Source organism: Pseudomonas sp. FW305-E2 (assembly GCF_058782925.1).
Genome location: NZ_JBYSYE010000005.1, coordinates 1 through 15828, shown reverse-complemented (window position 1 = coordinate 15828; position 15828 = coordinate 1). Strand labels below are relative to the sequence as shown.

Genomic DNA, 15828 nt, shown 5'->3' with positions numbered 1-15828 from the left:
CTGGCGGCAGTGCTGGGCATCAAGGTCGAACCGGCGCTGGAAGCCCTAAAAGTCGCCGTCCACATCTAAAGCCTGGCGCAGTCCTTGCGGGAGCGGCCTTGTGTCGCGAAAAGGCTGCACAGCAGCCCCGGGATTTCAGCGTCGATGCAAATAATGCTGGGGCCGCTTCGCGGCCCTTTCGCGACACAAGGCCGCTCCCACTCGGATCGCGCCAGCTTTTAGAAATTGAGCAAGACAGTTGCTCCCAAAGGTGCGGCACAAGCCTCAAGGCAGTGATTAACCCGTGGGAGCGGGCGTGCCCGCGAAGGGCTGCAATGCAGCCCCCATCGATCTTTAGCCGATCATTTGCTTCAGCAGCGCCGCATGACGCTGCTGCTGCTTCTTCAACAGCAGCCGATTCGAGCGGAACACCGCTTTCAAGTCTGCCAGCGCCGCGTCGAAATCATCATTGATGATCACGTAGTCATACTCGTCGTAGTGCACCATCTCGCTGACCGCTTCCTTCATGCGCCCGGCAATGATCTCTTCGCTGTCCTGCCCGCGTCCGTCCAGGCGGTGGCGAAGCGCCTCCTGACTTGGAGGCAGGATGAACACCGACAGCGCCTCTGGCATCAGCTTGCGCACCTGCTGGGCACCTTGCCAGTCGATTTCCAGGATCAGGTCGTAGCCTTGGTCCAGGGTGTGCTGCAGCGCGCTGCGCGAAGTACCGTAGAAGTTGCCGAACACTTCGGCATGCTCCAGAAAGTCTCCTTGCGCGATCAGCGTCTTGAACTCCTCGTGGACGACGAAGTGATAGTTCACCCCGTGCTGCTCGCCCGGGCGCATGGCGCGGGTAGTGTGCGAGACCGAGACGCGAATCTGCTGGTCGTCTTTGGTCAGGGCGGTGACCAGGCTGGTCTTGCCGGCACCCGAGGGGGCCGAAACGATGTAGAGGGTGCCGCTGCTGTGGTTCATGGTCGGGGTGGCCTTACTCGATGTTCTGTACTTGTTCACGCATCTGTTCGATCAGTACCTTCAGGTTGACCGCCGCTTGCGTGCTGCGTGGGTCGAAGGCCTTGGAGCCAAGGGTGTTGGCCTCGCGGTTGAGCTCCTGCATCAGGAAGTCCAGGCGCCGGCCAGCGGCGCCGCCACCCTTGAGCACGCGGCGCACTTCGGTGACGTGGGTGCTGAGGCGGTCGAGCTCCTCTGCCACGTCGCTTTTCTGGGCCAGCAGTACCATCTCTTGCTCCAGGCGCTGTGGGTCCAGCTCGGCTTGCATGTCGCCGAAGCGGTCGAGAATCTTCTGCCGCTGCGCCGCCAGCATCTGCGGCACCAGGGCGCGCAGGGTCGTGACTTCGCTGGCCATGTTGTCCAGGCGTTCGTTGATCAGCCGCGCCAGTTCCTGGCCTTCGCGCTGGCGCCCGGCCTTGAGTTCGGCCAACGCTTCGTCGAACAGCGCCATGGCTTCGGCGTTCAGTGCCTGTGGGTCGCTGGTGTCGGCCACCAGCACGCCTGGCCATGACAGCACTTCCAGCGGGTTCAGGGGGGCAGGCTGCTTGATCAGGCCCGCCACTTCTTCGGCGGCGGCAACCAGTTGCTTGGCGCGCTCATGGTCCACTTTCAGCGGTTTGCCATTACTGTCTTCGTTGAGGCGCAAGGTGCATTCCACCTTGCCGCGTGACAGGCCCTGGCGCAGGCCTTCACGTACACCGCCTTCGAGGTCGCGCAGGGCCTCGGGCAGGCGCAGGTGCGGCTCCAGGTAACGGTGGTTGACCGAACGCAGCTCCCAGACCAGGGTGCCTTGGCTGCCGGCGCGCTCGACACGAGCAAAAGCGGTCATGCTGTGCACCATGGGGAGTACCTCGCGTAGATGAATGAACGGTGGGAGCCTCTCGGCTGCAAGGCGCAGGATTGTAGCGCAGTGTCGCCGTGGCGCCCAATCCGCCTATGTTACCGACGGGTGGCTACTGCGGTAGGAAAAGGCGACGGGCTGTGCCGGGCGCGACAATAGGCATGTCTTCCCCGGGCTGCGGGCTCTATAATGCTCGGCAGATTCAAAGTCCCAGTACAGGTATCCCAGATGAAACGTCCAAGTGGTCGCGTTGCCGATCAGCTCCGCTCGATCCGCATCACCCGCAACTACACCAAGCACGCCGAAGGGTCGGTACTGGTCGAGTTCGGTGACACCAAAGTCATCTGCACGGTCAGCGTTGAAAACGGTGTACCGCGCTTCCTCAAAGGCCAGGGCCAAGGCTGGCTGACCGCCGAGTATGGCATGCTGCCGCGCTCCACCGGCGAACGTAACCAGCGTGAGGCCAGCCGTGGCAAGCAGGGTGGCCGCACCCTGGAAATCCAGCGCCTGATCGGCCGTTCGCTGCGCGCCGCGCTGGACATGAGCAAGCTCGGTGACATCACCCTGTACGTCGATTGCGACGTGATCCAGGCCGATGGCGGTACCCGTACCGCGTCCATCACCGGCGCCATGGTTGCCTTGTGCGACGCTTTGGCAGTGATCAAGAAGCGCGGCGGCCTCAAGGGCGGCAACCCGCTCAAGCACATGATCGCTGCCGTGTCGGTAGGCATGTACCAGGGCGAAGCCGTGCTTGATCTGGACTACCTGGAAGACTCCGCAGCCGAAACCGACCTGAATGTGGTCATGACCAGCGCTGGTGGCTTCATCGAAGTGCAGGGTACTGCCGAAGGCGCACCGTTCCAGCCGGAAGATTTCAACGCCATGCTCGCTCTGGCGCAGAAGGGCATGAACGAGATTTTCGAGCTGCAGCAGGCAGCACTGGCTGACTGAAGCCAGCCACGGAGGTGCGGGGCATGAGCGATTCGAACCTGTCGATCACCCCGCCCAATGCCGAAATCCGGCAATGGGCGATGTTCTGCCACCTCTCCGCGCTGTTGGGCCTGGTAGTGCCGCTCGGGCACCTGCTGGGCCCGCTGGTGCTATGGCACCTCAAGCGCGAGCAAGACCCTTTTATCGACGCCCAGGGCAAAGAGGCGCTGAACTTTCAAATCAGCGTGACCATTGCCGGGTTCATCTGCTTTCTGCTGATGTTCGTGTTTATCGGGCTGGTGCTGTTTGCCATGCTCACGGTGGCAGTGATGATATTGATCATCATTGCGGCGGTGCGGGCGAATGAGGGCAAGCCTTATCGCTACCCGATGATCTGGCGGCCGATCAAATAGCCATTGGGGCTGCAACGCAGCCCCAATGGCCTTTTAGATGGTCAGCGTCCAGTCATAGTCGACGATCAGCGGCGCATGCTGGGAGAAGCGTGGCTGACGCGGCAGGCGAGCGTTGCGTACGAAGCGGCGCAGGCCCGGGGTGAGAATCTGGTAGTCGAACCGGTAGCCCAGGTTGAGCATCTCGGCCTGCTCGTTGTCTGGCCACCAGCTGTACTGGTCGCCTTCACGGCTGACTTCGCGCAAGGCATCGACATACCCCATCTCGCCAGTGATTGCATCCATCCAGGCGCGTTCTGGCGCCAGGAAGCCTGGCGACTGCTGGCTGTCACGCCAGTTTTTGATGTCGAGCTTCTGCTGCGCCACGTAGAACGAGCCGCAGTAGATGTATTCGCGACGCTTGCGACGCTGCTTGTCCAGGTACTTGGCGAAGTCGTCCATCAACTTGAACTTCTGGTTCAAGTCTTCGTCGCCGTTCATGCCCGAAGGCAGCAGCAGGCTGGCAATACTGACTTTGTCGAAATCTGCTTGCAGGTAACGCCCGTAGCGGTCGGCTGTCTCGAAGCCCAGGCCGGTGATGACTGCCTTGGGCTGCATGCGCGAGTAAAGGGCCACACCACCTTGGGCAGGCACCTCCGCGTCGCAGGCATAAAGGAAATAGCCATCGAGCTGGAAAGCTGGGTCGTCGAGTTCAAAGGCCGAGGCGCGGGTATCCTGAAGGCAGATGACGTCGGCATTCTGGGCTTGCAGCCAGCTGAGCAAACCACGCTCGGCCGCAGCCTGAATGCCATTTACGTTCACACTGATGATCCGCATAAATGGCCCCATAAATCTCGTGCGTGTATGATACCCGAGCTCAACCCATTTAGCTAAATCCGTGGTGTCCGGGACTATTCATGCAGCCGTATCAGCGCGACTTTATCCGTTTTGCCATCGATCGCGGGGTACTGCGTTTCGGTGAATTCACCCTGAAATCGGGGCGTACCAGCCCGTATTTCTTCAATGCCGGCCTGTTCAACACCGGTTCCGCCCTGGCTGAACTGGGCCGTTGCTACGCCGCCGCCATCGTCGACAGCAAGATCCCGTTCGATGTGCTGTTCGGCCCGGCCTACAAGGGTATCCCTTTGGCGGCGACTACCGCCGTGGCCCTTGCCGACCAGCATCAGCTGGACGTGCCATGGTGCTTCAACCGCAAGGAAGCCAAGGACCATGGCGAAGGTGGCAGCCTGGTCGGCGCGCCGCTGGCCGGTGACGTGCTGATCATCGACGACGTGATTACTGCCGGTACCGCCATTCGTGAGGTCATGCAGATCATCAACGCCCAGCAGGCCAAGGCCGCTGGTGTACTGATCGCGCTGAACCGGGAAGAGCGCGGCAATGGCGAACTGTCGGCGATCCAGGAAGTGGAACGCGACTTCGGTATCCCGGTGGTCAGCATTGTTTCGCTGACCCAGGTGCTGGAGTTCCTGGCTGACGATCCACAGTTGAAGCAGCACCTGCCGGCTGTGGAGGCCTATCGGGCGCAGTACGGGATCTGATCCTGGCCCAGGAATGAAAAAGGCGACCTTCTTCAGAGGGTCGCCTTTTTTTGTGCCGCCTGATCTGGCCCTTTCGCGGGTAATCCCGCTCCTACACGGGGATTTCCTTTGTAGGAGCGGGTTTACCCGCGAAGAGGCCAGTGCAAGCTAACCGATCAATCAGCGCGGCTTGCGGTTGGTAATCAGGGTGCCCACGCCGCTGTCGGTGAAAATCTCCAGCAGCACTGCATTCGGCACGCGGCCATCAATGATGTGCGAGCTGTTCACGCCGCCCTGTACCGCATCCAGCGCGCACTTGATCTTCGGCAGCATGCCGCCATAAATGGTGCCGTCAGCGATCAGTTCGTTGACCTGCTCGGTGGTCAGGCCCGTCAACACCTGACCCTGCTTGTCCATCAGGCCGGCGATGTTGGTCAGCAGCATCAGCTTCTCGGCCTTCAGCGCCTCGGCCACCTTGCCCGCCACCAGGTCGGCGTTGATGTTGTACGACTCACCGTTGGCACCCACGCCGATTGGCGCGATGACCGGGATGAAGTCGCCCTTCACCAGCATGTTCAACAGGTCGGTGTTCACGCTCACCACTTCACCGACGTGACCGATGTCGATGATTTCCGGGGTGGTCATCTCTGGTGTCTGGCGGCTGACGGTCAGCTTGCGGGCGCGGATCAGCTCGGCGTCCTTGCCGGTCAGGCCGATGGCGCTGCCGCCGTGGCGGTTGATCAGGTTGACGATGTCTTTGTTGACCTGGCCACCCAGCACCATCTCCACCACGTCCATGGTCGCCGAGTCGGTGACGCGCATGCCGTCGATGAAGTGGCTCTCGATCGACAAGCGCTTGAGCAGGTCGCCGATCTGCGGGCCACCGCCGTGGACCACCACCGGGTTGATGCCCACAGCCTTCATCAGCACGATGTCACGGGCGAAGCCCGTCTTGAGCTCCTCGCTCTCCATCGCGTTGCCGCCGTACTTGATCACCAGGGTCTTGCCGACAAAGCGGCGGATGTAAGGCAGTGCTTCGGACAAAACCTCGGCTACATGGGAAGCGGCATCGCGATCGAGGGTCATGCAGGGCTCCTATAAGGAACAGATAGTCGGTCAGAACGGCAGTTGCAGCTCAGGCTCTACCCGCAGCAACTGGGTGCGGAAAACATCCTTGATACGTTGCAACTCGGCGTCGCTGTCGGCCTCGAAGCGCAGCACCAGCACCGGGGTGGTGTTGGAGGCGCGAACCAGGCCCCAGCCATTGGCGTAGTCGACCCGCACACCGTCAATGGTGGTCAGGTGGGCTTCGCCCCAGTCGGCGTCGCGTTGCAGTGCATCAATGATGCTGAATTTACCCTCGTCGGTCACATCAATATTGATTTCCGGCGTGGAAATATCGTTCGGGAAGGCGGCAAACAGGTTTTCGGCGCTCTGCTGGGTCTTGCTGAGGATCTCCAACAGGCGCGCGGCGCTGTAGATACCGTCGTCAAAACCGTACCAACGTTCCTTGATGAAGATGTGACCGCTCATCTCGCCTGCCAGCAGCGAACCGGTCTGCTTCATCTTCTTCTTGATCAGCGAATGGCCGGTTTTCCACATCAAGGCGCTGCCACCGTGCTGTTCGATCAGCGGGGTCAGGCGGCGGGTGCATTTGACATCGAAGATGATCTCGGCGCCCGGGTTGCGCGACAGCACGTCCTGGGCAAACAGCATCAGCAGGCGGTCGGGGTAGACGATGCTGCCGGTGTTGGTCACCACGCCGACGCGGTCGCCGTCACCGTCGAAGGCCAGGCCGATATCGGCACCGGTTTCCTTGACCTTGGCGATCAGGTCTTCGAGGTTCTCCGGCTTGCCCGGGTCCGGGTGGTGGTTGGGGAAGTTGCCGTCGACCTCGCAGAACAGCGGGATCACTTCGCAGCCCAGGGCTTCGATCAATTGCGGTGCAACCACGCCAGCGGCGCCGTTGCCGCAGTCCACCACCACCTTGAGCTTTTTCGCCAGCTTTACGTCGCCGACGATCTGCTGGAAGTAGCGGTCGAGGATCTCGACCTTCTCCACGCGGCCTTGGGCCAGGGTCAGGTCGTTGGTTTTCAGGCGGGTCAGCAGGGCCTGGATCTGTTCGTTGGCCAAGGTGTCACCGGCGATGACGATCTTGAAACCGTTGTAGTCCGAAGGGTTGTGGCTGCCGGTCAGCATCACACCGGACTTGCCGGCCAGCACGTTGGCTGCGTAGTACAGCGCCGGGGTAGGCACCAGGCCGACGTCGCTGACGTGGCAGCCCGCATCGACCAGGCCCTTGATCAGCTGTTCCACCAGCATCGGGCCCGACAGGCGGCCATCGCGCCCTACCGAAACCTGCGGTTCGCCCTGGGCCAGGCTTTGCGCGCCGATGGCGCGGCCGATCCAGTAGGCGGTTTCGGCGTGAAGGGTCTTGCCGACCACGCCGCGTATGTCATATGCGCGGAAAATGCTGTCGGGCAATGCGGCGGGGACCAGGTGGGCCATGTCGTTCATCTCTGGAAGCTCCATTAGTCAAAGGCTTTCTGGGCAGGCGCAAACTGAACGCTTGGACGGTGGTTTCGCCAGAGAGTTCGCCATCCTTGGCCTGAACGGTCATTTGCCGGCTCAGTGGCTGCCGGAGTGGCCGAAGCCGCCAGCGCCACGCTGGCTTTCGTCGAACGCTTCGACGATGTCGAAGTGAGCCTGCACCACCGGTACCAGCACCAGCTGGGCGATACGCTCGCCAACCGCGATGGTGAACGGCGTGTTGCCGCGGTTCCAGCACGACACCATCAGCTCGCCCTGGTAGTCCGAATCGATCAGGCCGACCAGGTTGCCCAGCACGATGCCGTGCTTATGGCCCAGGCCCGAGCGCGGCAGGATGACTGCCGCCAGGCCCGGGTCGCCGATGTAGATCGACAGGCCGGTAGGAATCAGGATGGTCTGGCCCGGTTCGAGGAGGGTGTCTTCCTTGAGCAGGGCGCGCAGGTCGAGGCCGGCGGAGCCGGGGGTGGCGTACGCGGGTAGCGGGAATTCGCTGCCCAGGCGTGGGTCGAGGATCTTGGCTTGAAGAGCGTGCATGTAACTTATTGAACCTGGTTAAGCCGTTCGGCGATGAAGGCGACCAGTTGCCGGGCAATCTTGCCCTTGCTGGTCTGCGCGAAGAGGGTCTGGTGCTGCTGGCGGTCGATCACGGTCAAGGCATTTTCTTCGCTGTTGAAGCCGATGCTGGGGTTGGCCACATCATTGGCGACGATCAGGTCGAGGTTCTTGTCCTTGAGCTTGCGCGTGGCGTAATCGAGCAGGTGCTCGGTTTCGGCGGCAAAGCCGACGCTGAACGGGCGGTCGGCGCGGCCAGCAATGGTGGCAAGGATATCGGGATTACGCACCATCTGCAGCAGCATGCCGTCGCCGGTCGTAGGATCTTTCTTCAGTTTTTGTGTGGCAACGACTTCGGGGCGGTAGTCCGCAACCGCTGCCGAGGCAATGAACAGGTCGCACGGCATGGCCGCTTCACAGGCCGCGAGCATGTCTCGCGCGCTGACGACGTCGATGCGGCTGACCCGGTCAGGGGTTGGCAAGTGCACAGGGCCCGTGACGAGGGTCACCCGAGCCCCTGCTTCGGCGGCCGCTTCGGCCAGGGCGAAGCCCATCTTGCCGGAGCTATGATTGGTGATGTAGCGCACCGGGTCGATGTTTTCCTGGGTCGGCCCGGCGGTGATCAGCACGTGCTTGCCGGTCAGTGCCTGGCGCTTGAAGCTTTCCGCGGCGCACCAGGCCAGGTCGGTGGCTTCTAGCATGCGCCCCAGGCCGACGTCGCCACAGGCCTGGCTGCCGGATGCCGGGCCGAACACCTGAATGCCACGGCTCTTGAGCAGCTCGAGGTTGGCCTGGGTGGCCGGGTCGCGCCACATGGCCTGGTTCATCGCCGGCGCCACGGCGACGGTGGCGTCAGTGGCCAGCACCAGCGTGGTCAGCAGGTCGTCTGCCATGCCTTGGGCCATGCGTGCCATGAGGTCGGCGGTGGCAGGGGCGATCAACACCAGATCCGCCCACTTGGCCAGTTCGATATGGCCCATGGCTGCTTCGGCGGCCGGGTCGAGCAGGTCCATGTGCACGGGGTGGCCCGACAGCGCCTGCAGGGTCAGCGGGGTGATGAATTCGGCACCACCCCGTGTCATGACGACGCGCACCTGCGCGCCGTGCTCGAGGAGACGGCGAATCAGCTCGGCGCTTTTGTAGGCGGCAATGCCGCCACCCACGCCGAGAACGATGCGCTTGCGATACAGCCGCTGCATAGGCTTGCCTTTTTCCAGTGAGAGCGGGCGGCGACGTTTGAAAATGCCTGCGGCGGAACGTCGCATGTACGAGGCGAAATAGATTAACACAGGGCCGAAATGGGCCGCAGCAAAGGCAGGGGCGGAATGAACATCAGGGAGTGGCCGGCGGAAGAACGGCCTAGGGAGAAGTTGTTGCAGCGCGGGGCAGGGAGCCTGACAGATACGGAGCTGCTGGCCGTTTTTCTCGGCTCAGGCATACGTGGGCGCAATGTCGTGGAGCTATCGCGAGGCTTGTTGGTGAAGTTCGGCAGCTTGCGCCGGTTGCTGGAGGCCGACCGCGAGGCCTTCGTCGGCGAGCTCGGGTTGGGCCCGGTGAGGTACAGCCAGCTGCAGGCACTGCTTGAGATCGGCCGCAGGCACCTTGCAACGTCGATTGAGCGGGAGTCTGCCATGGACAGCCCGGCAGCGGTGCGACGCTACTTGAAAGCCATGCTCAGGCATGAGGCCAGCGAGGTGTTCGGGTGTCTGTTTCTCGATACCAAGCACCGGCCACTGGCATTCGAGATCCTGTTCAGGGGCACGATAGATCGGGCGAGTGTCTATCCGCGAGAGGTGGTGCGGCGGGCGTTGGTGCACAACGCTGCGGCATTGATCCTGTGCCACAACCATCCTTCAGGGATCAGTGAACCGAGTCAGGACGATGTGCATTTGACCCTGTCGTTGAAGCGGGGGCTGGCGTTGATTGATGTGCGGGTGCTGGATCACATCATCATTGGTGATGGGGAGCCGTTGTCGATGGTCGAGCATGGGTGGATTGTGGCCTGAGGGACTACTGAGAGCCTTATAGGGTCAGTACGGGCCCTTTCGCGGGTAAACCCGCGAAGAGGCCGGTACAGGCTTACTTGGTCACCGTCACCTTGCTGAAATCCAGCCGCCCGAACGGGCTCACCTGGTACCCCTCGACGCCTTGGCGCAGCAAGGTCGCCGCCGTCGGGTGCGCCAGTGGCACCCACAGCGCCTGCTGCTGGATCAGTGTCTGCGCCTGTTGGTACAGCCGGCTGCGCACGCTCTGGTCATTGGTGGTGCGCCCGGCGCTGATCAGCTGGTCGAGGCGGCTGTCGCAGAAGCGTGCGAAGTTGGTCCCTGACTCTACCGCCGCACAGGAAAACTGCGGGCTGAGGAAGTTGTCCGGGTCGCCGTTGTCGCCCGCCCAGCCCATGAACAGCAAGTCATGCTCGCCGGCCTTGGCGCGGCGTATCAGTTCGCCCCACTCGATCACGCGGATCTCCGCTTTCACGCCAATCTTCGCCAGGTCGGCTTGCAGCATCTGCGCGCCAAGGCTGGGGTTGGGGTTGAGCAGGCTACCCGAGGGCCGGGTCCAGATGGTGGTACTGAAGCCTTCGGCCAGCCCGGCCTTGGCCAGCAGGGCTTTGGCTTTCTTCAGGTCCAGCGGGTAGCCGGGCAGGTCCTTGGCGTAGCTCCAGGTGTTAGGGGGGTAGGGGCCGTTGGCAGCCACCGCAGAGTCTTCGAACACGGCCTTGAGGTAGGCCTGCCTGTCGAAGGCCAGGTTGATCGCCTGGCGCACTTCCGGCTTGTCCAGCGGCGGGTGCTGGCTGTTGATGGCGACGAAGGCAGTCATGAATGCCGGGGTGGTGGCCACCTTGAGGTTACCGTCCTTGCCCGCTTCGGCAATGTCCAACGGCTTGGGCGACAGGGCAACCTGGCACTCGCCACGCTTGAGCTTCTGCAGGCGCACGTTGGCATCGGTGGTGATGGCGAAGATCAGCGGGTCGACCGCCGGCTTGCCGGCGAAGTAGTCCGGGTTGGCGCGGTAGCGCACCACGGCGTCTTTCTGGAAACGCTGGAACACGAACGGCCCGGTGCCGATCGGTTGGTTGTTGAGCTTCTCCGGCGTACCTGCCTTGAGCAGCTTGTCGGCGTATTCGGCGGAGTAGATCGAGGCGAAGCCCATGCTCAGGGTGGCCAGGAAGGTGGCGTCCGGGTGGCTGAGGGTGAAGCGCACGGTGTTCGGCGACGGTGCCTCGATCGCTTTGATCAGGCTGCCCAGCTGCAGCGATTGGGCATGCGGGTAGCCGCCCGGCGCAGTCTTGTGCCAGGCATGGGCCGGGTAGAGCATGCGCTGGAAGCTGAACAGCACGTCGTCGGCATTCAGCTTGCGGCTTGGCTTGAAGTAGGGGGTGCTGTGAAACTTGACGTCATCGCGCAGGGTGAAGTCATACACCAGGCCGTCGGCCGATACCGTCCAGCTGGTCGCCAGGCTCGGCACCACCTTGCCTTGCGCCGCATCGAACTCCACCAGGCGGTTCATCAGCACGTCGGCGGTGGCGTTGGTGGTGGTGAGCGAATTGTACTGCACCACGTCGAAACCTTCGGGGCTGGCCTCGCTGCAAACGCTCAGCGGAGCGGCCTGGGCAACGCCGGCGGCGAACAGGGAGGTGAACAATAAGGAAAGTGCGGCGGCACGCATGGTGGCTCCTTGGCTGTCAGTGGCCCATCTGCCAGTGCAGTCTGGAAAAGGCTTACCCTAGTGCGCCCGCCGGCAAATGACCACACCCTTTTTTGCAAATCTTGCGACGAGCGGTCGACGACTGGCGGGGCCTGCCGCTATGCTGGCCCGGCGCGTTCTGGCTAGCGGTAATGTGCATCTACTGTTGTTGCAGCCAAGTCTTTCTGGTATAAAGCAGCGCTCTTTTCTAGGGGCTCGGCCTGTCGCATCAGCGGATCCGGTCGATAAGGCCTCCAGAATCACGGCGCTCAGGCGCCAAAGACTGAGAGATTAAGCGGCCAACCCATGCCGGGTTGGGCATGTGGTTTTAGAGGGCTGAGTCATGTCGAGAGTCTGTCAAGTTACTGGTAAGGGTCCAGTAACCGGGAACAACATTTCCCACGCAAACAACAAAACCCGTCGTCGTTTCCTGCCGAACCTGCAGCACCACCGTTTCTGGGTTGAATCCGAGAAGCGTTTCGTGCGTCTGCGCGTTTCCGCCAAAGGCATGCGTATCATCGACAAGCGCGGCATCGACGCCGTTCTGGTTGACATCCGTAAAGCTGGCGCCAAGGTTTAAGGGAGAGCATCATGCGTGAATTGATCCGTCTGGTTTCGAGTGCCGGTACCGGCCACTTCTACACCACCGACAAGAACAAGCGCACCACCCCGGACAAAATCGAGATCAAGAAATATGATCCGGTTGTTCGCAAGCACGTGGTGTACAAGGAAGCCAAGATCAAGTAATTGATCGGCGACCTGAAAAAAAACCCGCATCCGAAAGGACGCGGGTTTTTTTTGGGCTGCAGCAGGGTCAGTTGAAGGCGAAGCTCTGGATCATCAGGTCGGCGTCGGCCTTGATCTGGATGCGCGCGGCGTCGTAGTCGCGGGTGGACATCTCGTTGGGGCCAACCACGCGAGTGCGCCCGGTGAGGGCGCAAATGGTGCCTTTCAGCTCCGGCACGTAGCGGGTGCCGACCAGGTGAGCGAGGGTTTGCAGAACTTCTTCGTTGGTCATGCTGATTTTCCTTGTGAGGCTGAATGGCCCGAAACGGGCAGGGTCATCCTCACGCATGCCTGCAAAATCCCTGCGCTACATAATTATTTCTGCTCGAACATCACATAGATCTTGCGGCACGGCTCCAGCACCTCCCAAGTGCCTTTGAAGCCGGCGGGGATGACAAACCGATCGCCGGCACGCAGGGTTTTAGCCCCGCCGTCCTGATCGCGCAGCACCGAAACGCCCTGGACGATCTCGCAGTATTCGTGCTCCGTGTAGTTCACTGTCCACTGGCCCACCTCACCTTCCCATACGCCAGCGGCAAACTGCCCACACGGGCTGGAATAATGGTTGTAGACCGCCTGGTCCGGTTCGCCCTTGAGAACTTTCTCTGCAGCCGGGCGGTAGCGTTCGGCTTCGGTGAGGACCTGCGCGAAGTCGATGATGCTATCGATACTCATGGTTCGGCTCCTGTTGTTGTTTAATAAAATGAACATCAGTAGGCTTTTGAGCCTCTCGTGTCAAATATATTGATAGTTTACACCGGCTGGTTTAGGGTATCGCTTGCCAGTGTGCGCTTGGCGCCCGGCCAGAATTCTGACAACGCCTGTGAGTCCTCAGTGCGGCGTTGCACCTAAACAAGAGGAGGAGTTTCGTATGACCACCCTGACCCGTGCGGACTGGGAACAACGTGCCCAGCAACTGAAGATCGAAGGCCGTGCCTTCATCAACGGCGAATACACCGATGCCGCATCCGGTGAAACCTTCGAGTGCCTGAGCCCGGTCGACGGACGCTTCCTGGCCAAGGTTGCCAGCTGCGACCTGGCCGATGCCAACCGCGCTGTTGAAAACGCCCGTGCCACCTTCAACTCCGGCGTGTGGTCGCAGCTGGCCCCGGCCAAGCGCAAGGCCAAGCTGATCCGTTTCGCCGACCTGCTGCGCAAGAACGTCGAAGAGCTGGCGCTGCTGGAAACGCTGGACATGGGCAAGCCGATTGGCGACTCCTCCAGTATCGACATCCCAGGTGCGGCCCAAGCCATCCACTGGACTGCCGAAGCCATCGACAAGGTCTACGACGAAGTTGCCCCGACCCCGCATGATCAGCTTGGCCTGGTTACCCGCGAGCCGGTAGGTGTGGTCGGTGCCATCGTACCTTGGAACTTCCCGCTGCTGATGGCCTGCTGGAAGCTCGGCCCGGCGTTGGCCACCGGTAACTCGGTCGTGCTCAAGCCGTCCGAAAAATCGCCGCTGACTGCCATCCGCATCGCCCAACTGGCGATCGAAGCCGGTATCCCGGCTGGCGTGCTGAACGTGCTGCCAGGCTATGGCCACACCGTGGGCAAGGCACTGGCCCTGCACATGGACGTCGATACCCTGGTGTTCACCGGTTCGACCAAGATCGCCAAGCAGCTGATGGTTTACGCGGGCGAGTCGAACATGAAGCGCATCTGGCTGGAAGCCGGTGGCAAGAGCCCGAACATCGTCTTTGCCGACGCCCCGGACCTGCAAGCTGCCGCCGAAGCCGCCGCCAGCGCCATCGCCTTCAACCAGGGCGAAGTGTGCACTGCAGGTTCCCGACTGCTGGTCGAGCGTTCGATCAAGGACAAGTTCCTGCCGATGGTGGTAGAAGCCCTGAAAGGCTGGAAGCCAGGCAACCCGCTGGACCCGCAGACCACTGTCGGTGCCTTGGTCGATACCCAGCAGATGAACACCGTACTGTCGTACATCGAGGCTGGCCACAAGGACGGCGCCAAGCTGCTGGCCGGCGGCAAGCGCACCCTGGAAGAGACCGGCGGCACCTACGTCGAGCCGACCATCTTCGACGGCGTGACTAATGCCATGCGCATTGCCCAGGAAGAAATCTTCGGCCCGGTGCTGTCGGTGATTGCCTTCGACACCGCCGAAGAAGCCGTGGCCATTGCCAACGACACCCCGTATGGCCTGGCAGCGGGTATCTGGACCTCGGACATTTCCAAGGCCCACAAAACCGCCCGTGCCGTGCGTGCGGGCAGCGTCTGGGTCAACCAGTACGATGGTGGCGACATGACCGCGCCGTTCGGTGGCTTCAAACAGTCGGGCAACGGCCGTGACAAGTCGCTGCACGCACTGGAGAAGTACACCGAGCTGAAGGCGACCTGGATCAAGCTGTAACCCGGTAGGTCCTTTTCGCGGGCAAGCCCGCTCCTGCAGGTCTTCGCGACCGATGCAGGAGCGGGCTTGCCCGCAAATGGGCCCCTGGAAATATTGGCTGGGAGGCTGCAATGCGTTGGGGTACCTACTTCGCCGTACTGGCATCGGTGCTCAGTGTCGGGCTGGCGCTCGGCGTGAGCATGCCGCTGGTGTCCTTGCGCCTGGAGGCTTGGGGCTACGGCAGCTTCGCCATCGGCGTGATGGCGGCAATGCCGGCGTTGGGCGTACTGGCCGGCGCCAGCCTGGCCAGCCGCCTGGCAGGGTGGGTTGGCGTACCGTCGGCGATGCGCCTGTGCCTGTGGGGCGGGGCGCTGTCGATTGGCCTGCTCGCGTTGCTGCCTAGTTACCCGTTATGGCTGCTGCTGCGGCTGATGATCGGCATGTCCCTGACCGTGGTGTTCATCCTCGGCGAAAGCTGGATCAACCAACTGGTGGTCGAACAGTGGCGTGGCCGGTTGGTGGCGCTGTATGGCAGCAGCTACGCCCTGAGCCAGTTGGCCGGGCCGTTGGTGCTGGGTTTCCTCGGCTCTGATGACGACTTCGGCTTCTGGGCGGCGACCGGTCTGCTGCTGGCCGCGCCGCTGGTTCTGCTGGGGCGTGGTGGGGCGCCGAGCACGGAAGCCTGCAGTGTCACCTTTGGCGACCTGTTCGCCTTCTGCCGACGCTTACCGGTAATTGCCTGGGCCATTGCCCTGTTCGCCTCGTTCGAGGCGATGATCCTCACGTTGCTGCCGGTGTATTGCCTGCAGCAGGGTTTCAGCACCGAAATCGCCTTGTTCATGGTGAGTACCGTGGTGGTGGGTGATGCGGTGCTGCAGTTGCCCATCGGCGCGCTGGCCGACCATATGTCGCGACGTACCTTGTTTACTGGCTGTGCGGTGACCCTGCTGGTGTCCAGCCTGGCGATCCCGCTGCTGTTGCACACACCGGTTATCTGGCCATTGTGGGTGTTGTTCGGCGCCAGTGCCGGCGGCCTGTTCACCTTGTCGCTGGTGCTGATCGGTGAGCGCTACCGCGATGATGAGTTGGTACGGGCCAATGCCCACGTGGCTCAGCTGTGGGGTATTGGCTGTTTGCTCGGGCCATTGTTGGCGGGGGCGGGGAGCCAGTGGATCAGCGGGCATGCGTTGCTGTTCCTGATGGCGGCCGGGGCTGCGGGGT

Annotated in this window: 17 protein-coding genes and 1 pseudogene; 8 read left to right on the top strand and 10 right to left on the bottom strand. The window is 62.2% G+C overall.

What is annotated here, in order from left to right:
- Positions 1-333: 333 nt before the first annotated feature.
- Both gmk and AC3WLP_RS06535 read right to left on the bottom strand, forming a co-directional pair.
- Positions 334-954, bottom strand: coding sequence for a guanylate kinase (gmk, locus tag AC3WLP_RS06540; RefSeq protein ID WP_004575215.1), 621 nt, complete (start codon positions 952-954; stop codon positions 334-336).
- 13 nt (positions 955-967) lie between these two features.
- Positions 968-1831: a YicC/YloC family endoribonuclease gene (locus tag AC3WLP_RS06535; RefSeq protein ID WP_003253395.1), complete on the bottom strand. Its 864-nt coding sequence runs from the start codon at positions 1829-1831 to the stop codon at positions 968-970.
- A gap of 228 nt (positions 1832-2059) precedes the next feature.
- Between AC3WLP_RS06535 and rph the strand changes: the two genes are divergently transcribed.
- Together rph and AC3WLP_RS06525 are read left to right on the top strand one after the other, a co-directional pair.
- A complete protein-coding gene (gene rph / locus AC3WLP_RS06530) occupies positions 2060-2782 on the top strand; it encodes a ribonuclease PH (protein ID WP_003253397.1) in 723 nt (240 codons plus the stop codon).
- 23 nt (positions 2783-2805) lie between these two features.
- The gene (locus AC3WLP_RS06525) at positions 2806-3174 is read left to right on the top strand and encodes a DUF4870 domain-containing protein (RefSeq protein WP_003253399.1); all 369 of its coding nucleotides are present in this window, start codon (positions 2806-2808) and stop codon (positions 3172-3174) included.
- 33 nt (positions 3175-3207) lie between these two features.
- Here the strand turns inward: AC3WLP_RS06525 and crc are convergent, their stop codons facing one another.
- Positions 3208-3987 carry a catabolite repression control protein Crc gene (gene crc / locus AC3WLP_RS06520; RefSeq protein ID WP_003253401.1) on the bottom strand — a complete coding sequence of 260 codons (780 nt, stop codon included), beginning with the start codon at positions 3985-3987 and terminating at the stop codon, positions 3208-3210.
- 80 nt (positions 3988-4067) lie between these two features.
- Between crc and pyrE the strand changes: the two genes are divergently transcribed.
- Positions 4068-4709 (top strand): orotate phosphoribosyltransferase, encoded by a 642-nt coding sequence (gene pyrE, locus AC3WLP_RS06515; RefSeq protein ID WP_003253405.1) that lies wholly within the window; start codon positions 4068-4070, stop codon positions 4707-4709.
- A gap of 159 nt (positions 4710-4868) precedes the next feature.
- Here the strand turns inward: pyrE and argB are convergent, their stop codons facing one another.
- The 4 genes and pseudogenes from argB to coaBC form a co-directional block, all read right to left on the bottom strand.
- Positions 4869-5774, bottom strand: a complete 906-nt coding sequence (argB, locus tag AC3WLP_RS06510; protein WP_004575216.1) for an acetylglutamate kinase — start codon at positions 5772-5774, stop codon at positions 4869-4871.
- A gap of 30 nt (positions 5775-5804) precedes the next feature.
- A pseudogene (locus AC3WLP_RS06505) lies at positions 5805-7172 on the bottom strand (phosphomannomutase/phosphoglucomutase); the annotation flags it as partial.
- A gap of 144 nt (positions 7173-7316) precedes the next feature.
- A complete protein-coding gene (gene dut, locus AC3WLP_RS06500; protein ID WP_003253408.1) occupies positions 7317-7772 on the bottom strand; it encodes a dUTP diphosphatase in 456 nt (151 codons plus the stop codon).
- A gap of 5 nt (positions 7773-7777) precedes the next feature.
- Entirely contained in the window at positions 7778-8989 is a 1212-nt protein-coding gene (coaBC, locus tag AC3WLP_RS06495) for a bifunctional phosphopantothenoylcysteine decarboxylase/phosphopantothenate--cysteine ligase CoaBC (RefSeq protein WP_003253409.1), read from the bottom strand.
- A 126-nt stretch (positions 8990-9115) separates the two neighbouring features.
- On the opposite strand from coaBC, the gene radC reads away from it, so the two are divergent.
- On the top strand, positions 9116-9796 hold the full coding sequence (gene radC / locus AC3WLP_RS06490) for a RadC family protein (RefSeq protein WP_088512617.1): 681 nt from the start codon (positions 9116-9118) through the stop codon (positions 9794-9796).
- A 73-nt stretch (positions 9797-9869) separates the two neighbouring features.
- Here the strand turns inward: radC and AC3WLP_RS06485 are convergent, their stop codons facing one another.
- Positions 9870-11459 (bottom strand): ABC transporter substrate-binding protein, encoded by a 1590-nt coding sequence (locus tag AC3WLP_RS06485; protein ID WP_088512616.1) that lies wholly within the window; start codon positions 11457-11459, stop codon positions 9870-9872.
- Between the two features lie 361 nt (positions 11460-11820).
- Between AC3WLP_RS06485 and rpmB the strand changes: the two genes are divergently transcribed.
- Together rpmB and rpmG are read left to right on the top strand one after the other, a co-directional pair.
- Positions 11821-12057: a 50S ribosomal protein L28 gene (gene rpmB, locus AC3WLP_RS06480; protein ID WP_003253504.1), complete on the top strand. Its 237-nt coding sequence runs from the start codon at positions 11821-11823 to the stop codon at positions 12055-12057.
- Positions 12058-12068: 11 nt separating this feature from the next.
- The gene (gene rpmG / locus AC3WLP_RS06475) at positions 12069-12224 is read left to right on the top strand and encodes a 50S ribosomal protein L33 (protein WP_003253507.1); all 156 of its coding nucleotides are present in this window, start codon (positions 12069-12071) and stop codon (positions 12222-12224) included.
- Between the two features lie 67 nt (positions 12225-12291).
- Here the strand turns inward: rpmG and AC3WLP_RS06470 are convergent, their stop codons facing one another.
- Positions 12292-12495, bottom strand: a complete 204-nt coding sequence (locus AC3WLP_RS06470) for a hypothetical protein (protein WP_004575219.1) — start codon at positions 12493-12495, stop codon at positions 12292-12294.
- A gap of 83 nt (positions 12496-12578) precedes the next feature.
- On the bottom strand, positions 12579-12938 hold the full coding sequence (locus AC3WLP_RS06465) for a cupin domain-containing protein (RefSeq protein WP_088512615.1): 360 nt from the start codon (positions 12936-12938) through the stop codon (positions 12579-12581).
- Positions 12939-13134: 196 nt separating this feature from the next.
- Here AC3WLP_RS06465 and AC3WLP_RS06460 point away from each other — a divergent pair, with 196 nt between their 5' ends.
- Both AC3WLP_RS06460 and AC3WLP_RS06455 read left to right on the top strand, forming a co-directional pair.
- Complete coding sequence (locus AC3WLP_RS06460; protein ID WP_003253510.1) at positions 13135-14628, top strand: aldehyde dehydrogenase; 1494 nt, start codon at positions 13135-13137, stop codon at positions 14626-14628.
- Between the two features lie 110 nt (positions 14629-14738).
- The coding region (locus AC3WLP_RS06455) for an MFS transporter (RefSeq protein WP_103340161.1) at positions 14739-15828 on the top strand (1090 nt) is incomplete at its 3' end.

Excerpts from the sequence above, each read along its gene's own strand:
- AC3WLP_RS06525 (WP_003253399.1), top strand. The coding sequence starts at position 2,806 with ATGAGCGATTCGAACCTGTCGATCACCCCGCCCAATGCCGAAATCCGG.
- coaBC (WP_003253409.1), bottom strand. The coding sequence starts at position 8,989 with ATGCAGCGGCTGTATCGCAAGCGCATCGTTCTCGGCGTGGGTGGCGGC.
- pyrE (WP_003253405.1), top strand. The coding sequence starts at position 4,068 with ATGCAGCCGTATCAGCGCGACTTTATCCGTTTTGCCATCGATCGCGGG.
- AC3WLP_RS06535 (WP_003253395.1), bottom strand. The coding sequence starts at position 1,831 with ATGGTGCACAGCATGACCGCTTTTGCTCGTGTCGAGCGCGCCGGCAGC.
- rph (WP_003253397.1), top strand. The coding sequence starts at position 2,060 with ATGAAACGTCCAAGTGGTCGCGTTGCCGATCAGCTCCGCTCGATCCGC.
- AC3WLP_RS06470 (WP_004575219.1), bottom strand. The coding sequence starts at position 12,495 with ATGACCAACGAAGAAGTTCTGCAAACCCTCGCTCACCTGGTCGGCACC.
- AC3WLP_RS06460 (WP_003253510.1), top strand. The coding sequence starts at position 13,135 with ATGACCACCCTGACCCGTGCGGACTGGGAACAACGTGCCCAGCAACTG.
- argB (WP_004575216.1), bottom strand. The coding sequence starts at position 5,774 with ATGACCCTCGATCGCGATGCCGCTTCCCATGTAGCCGAGGTTTTGTCC.
- radC (WP_088512617.1), top strand. The coding sequence starts at position 9,116 with ATGAACATCAGGGAGTGGCCGGCGGAAGAACGGCCTAGGGAGAAGTTG.
- gmk (WP_004575215.1), bottom strand. The coding sequence starts at position 954 with ATGAACCACAGCAGCGGCACCCTCTACATCGTTTCGGCCCCCTCGGGT.
- dut (WP_003253408.1), bottom strand. The coding sequence starts at position 7,772 with ATGCACGCTCTTCAAGCCAAGATCCTCGACCCACGCCTGGGCAGCGAA.
- rpmB (WP_003253504.1), top strand. The coding sequence starts at position 11,821 with ATGTCGAGAGTCTGTCAAGTTACTGGTAAGGGTCCAGTAACCGGGAAC.
- AC3WLP_RS06465 (WP_088512615.1), bottom strand. The coding sequence starts at position 12,938 with ATGAGTATCGATAGCATCATCGACTTCGCGCAGGTCCTCACCGAAGCC.
- rpmG (WP_003253507.1), top strand. The coding sequence starts at position 12,069 with ATGCGTGAATTGATCCGTCTGGTTTCGAGTGCCGGTACCGGCCACTTC.
- AC3WLP_RS06485 (WP_088512616.1), bottom strand. The coding sequence starts at position 11,459 with ATGCGTGCCGCCGCACTTTCCTTATTGTTCACCTCCCTGTTCGCCGCC.
- crc (WP_003253401.1), bottom strand. The coding sequence starts at position 3,987 with ATGCGGATCATCAGTGTGAACGTAAATGGCATTCAGGCTGCGGCCGAG.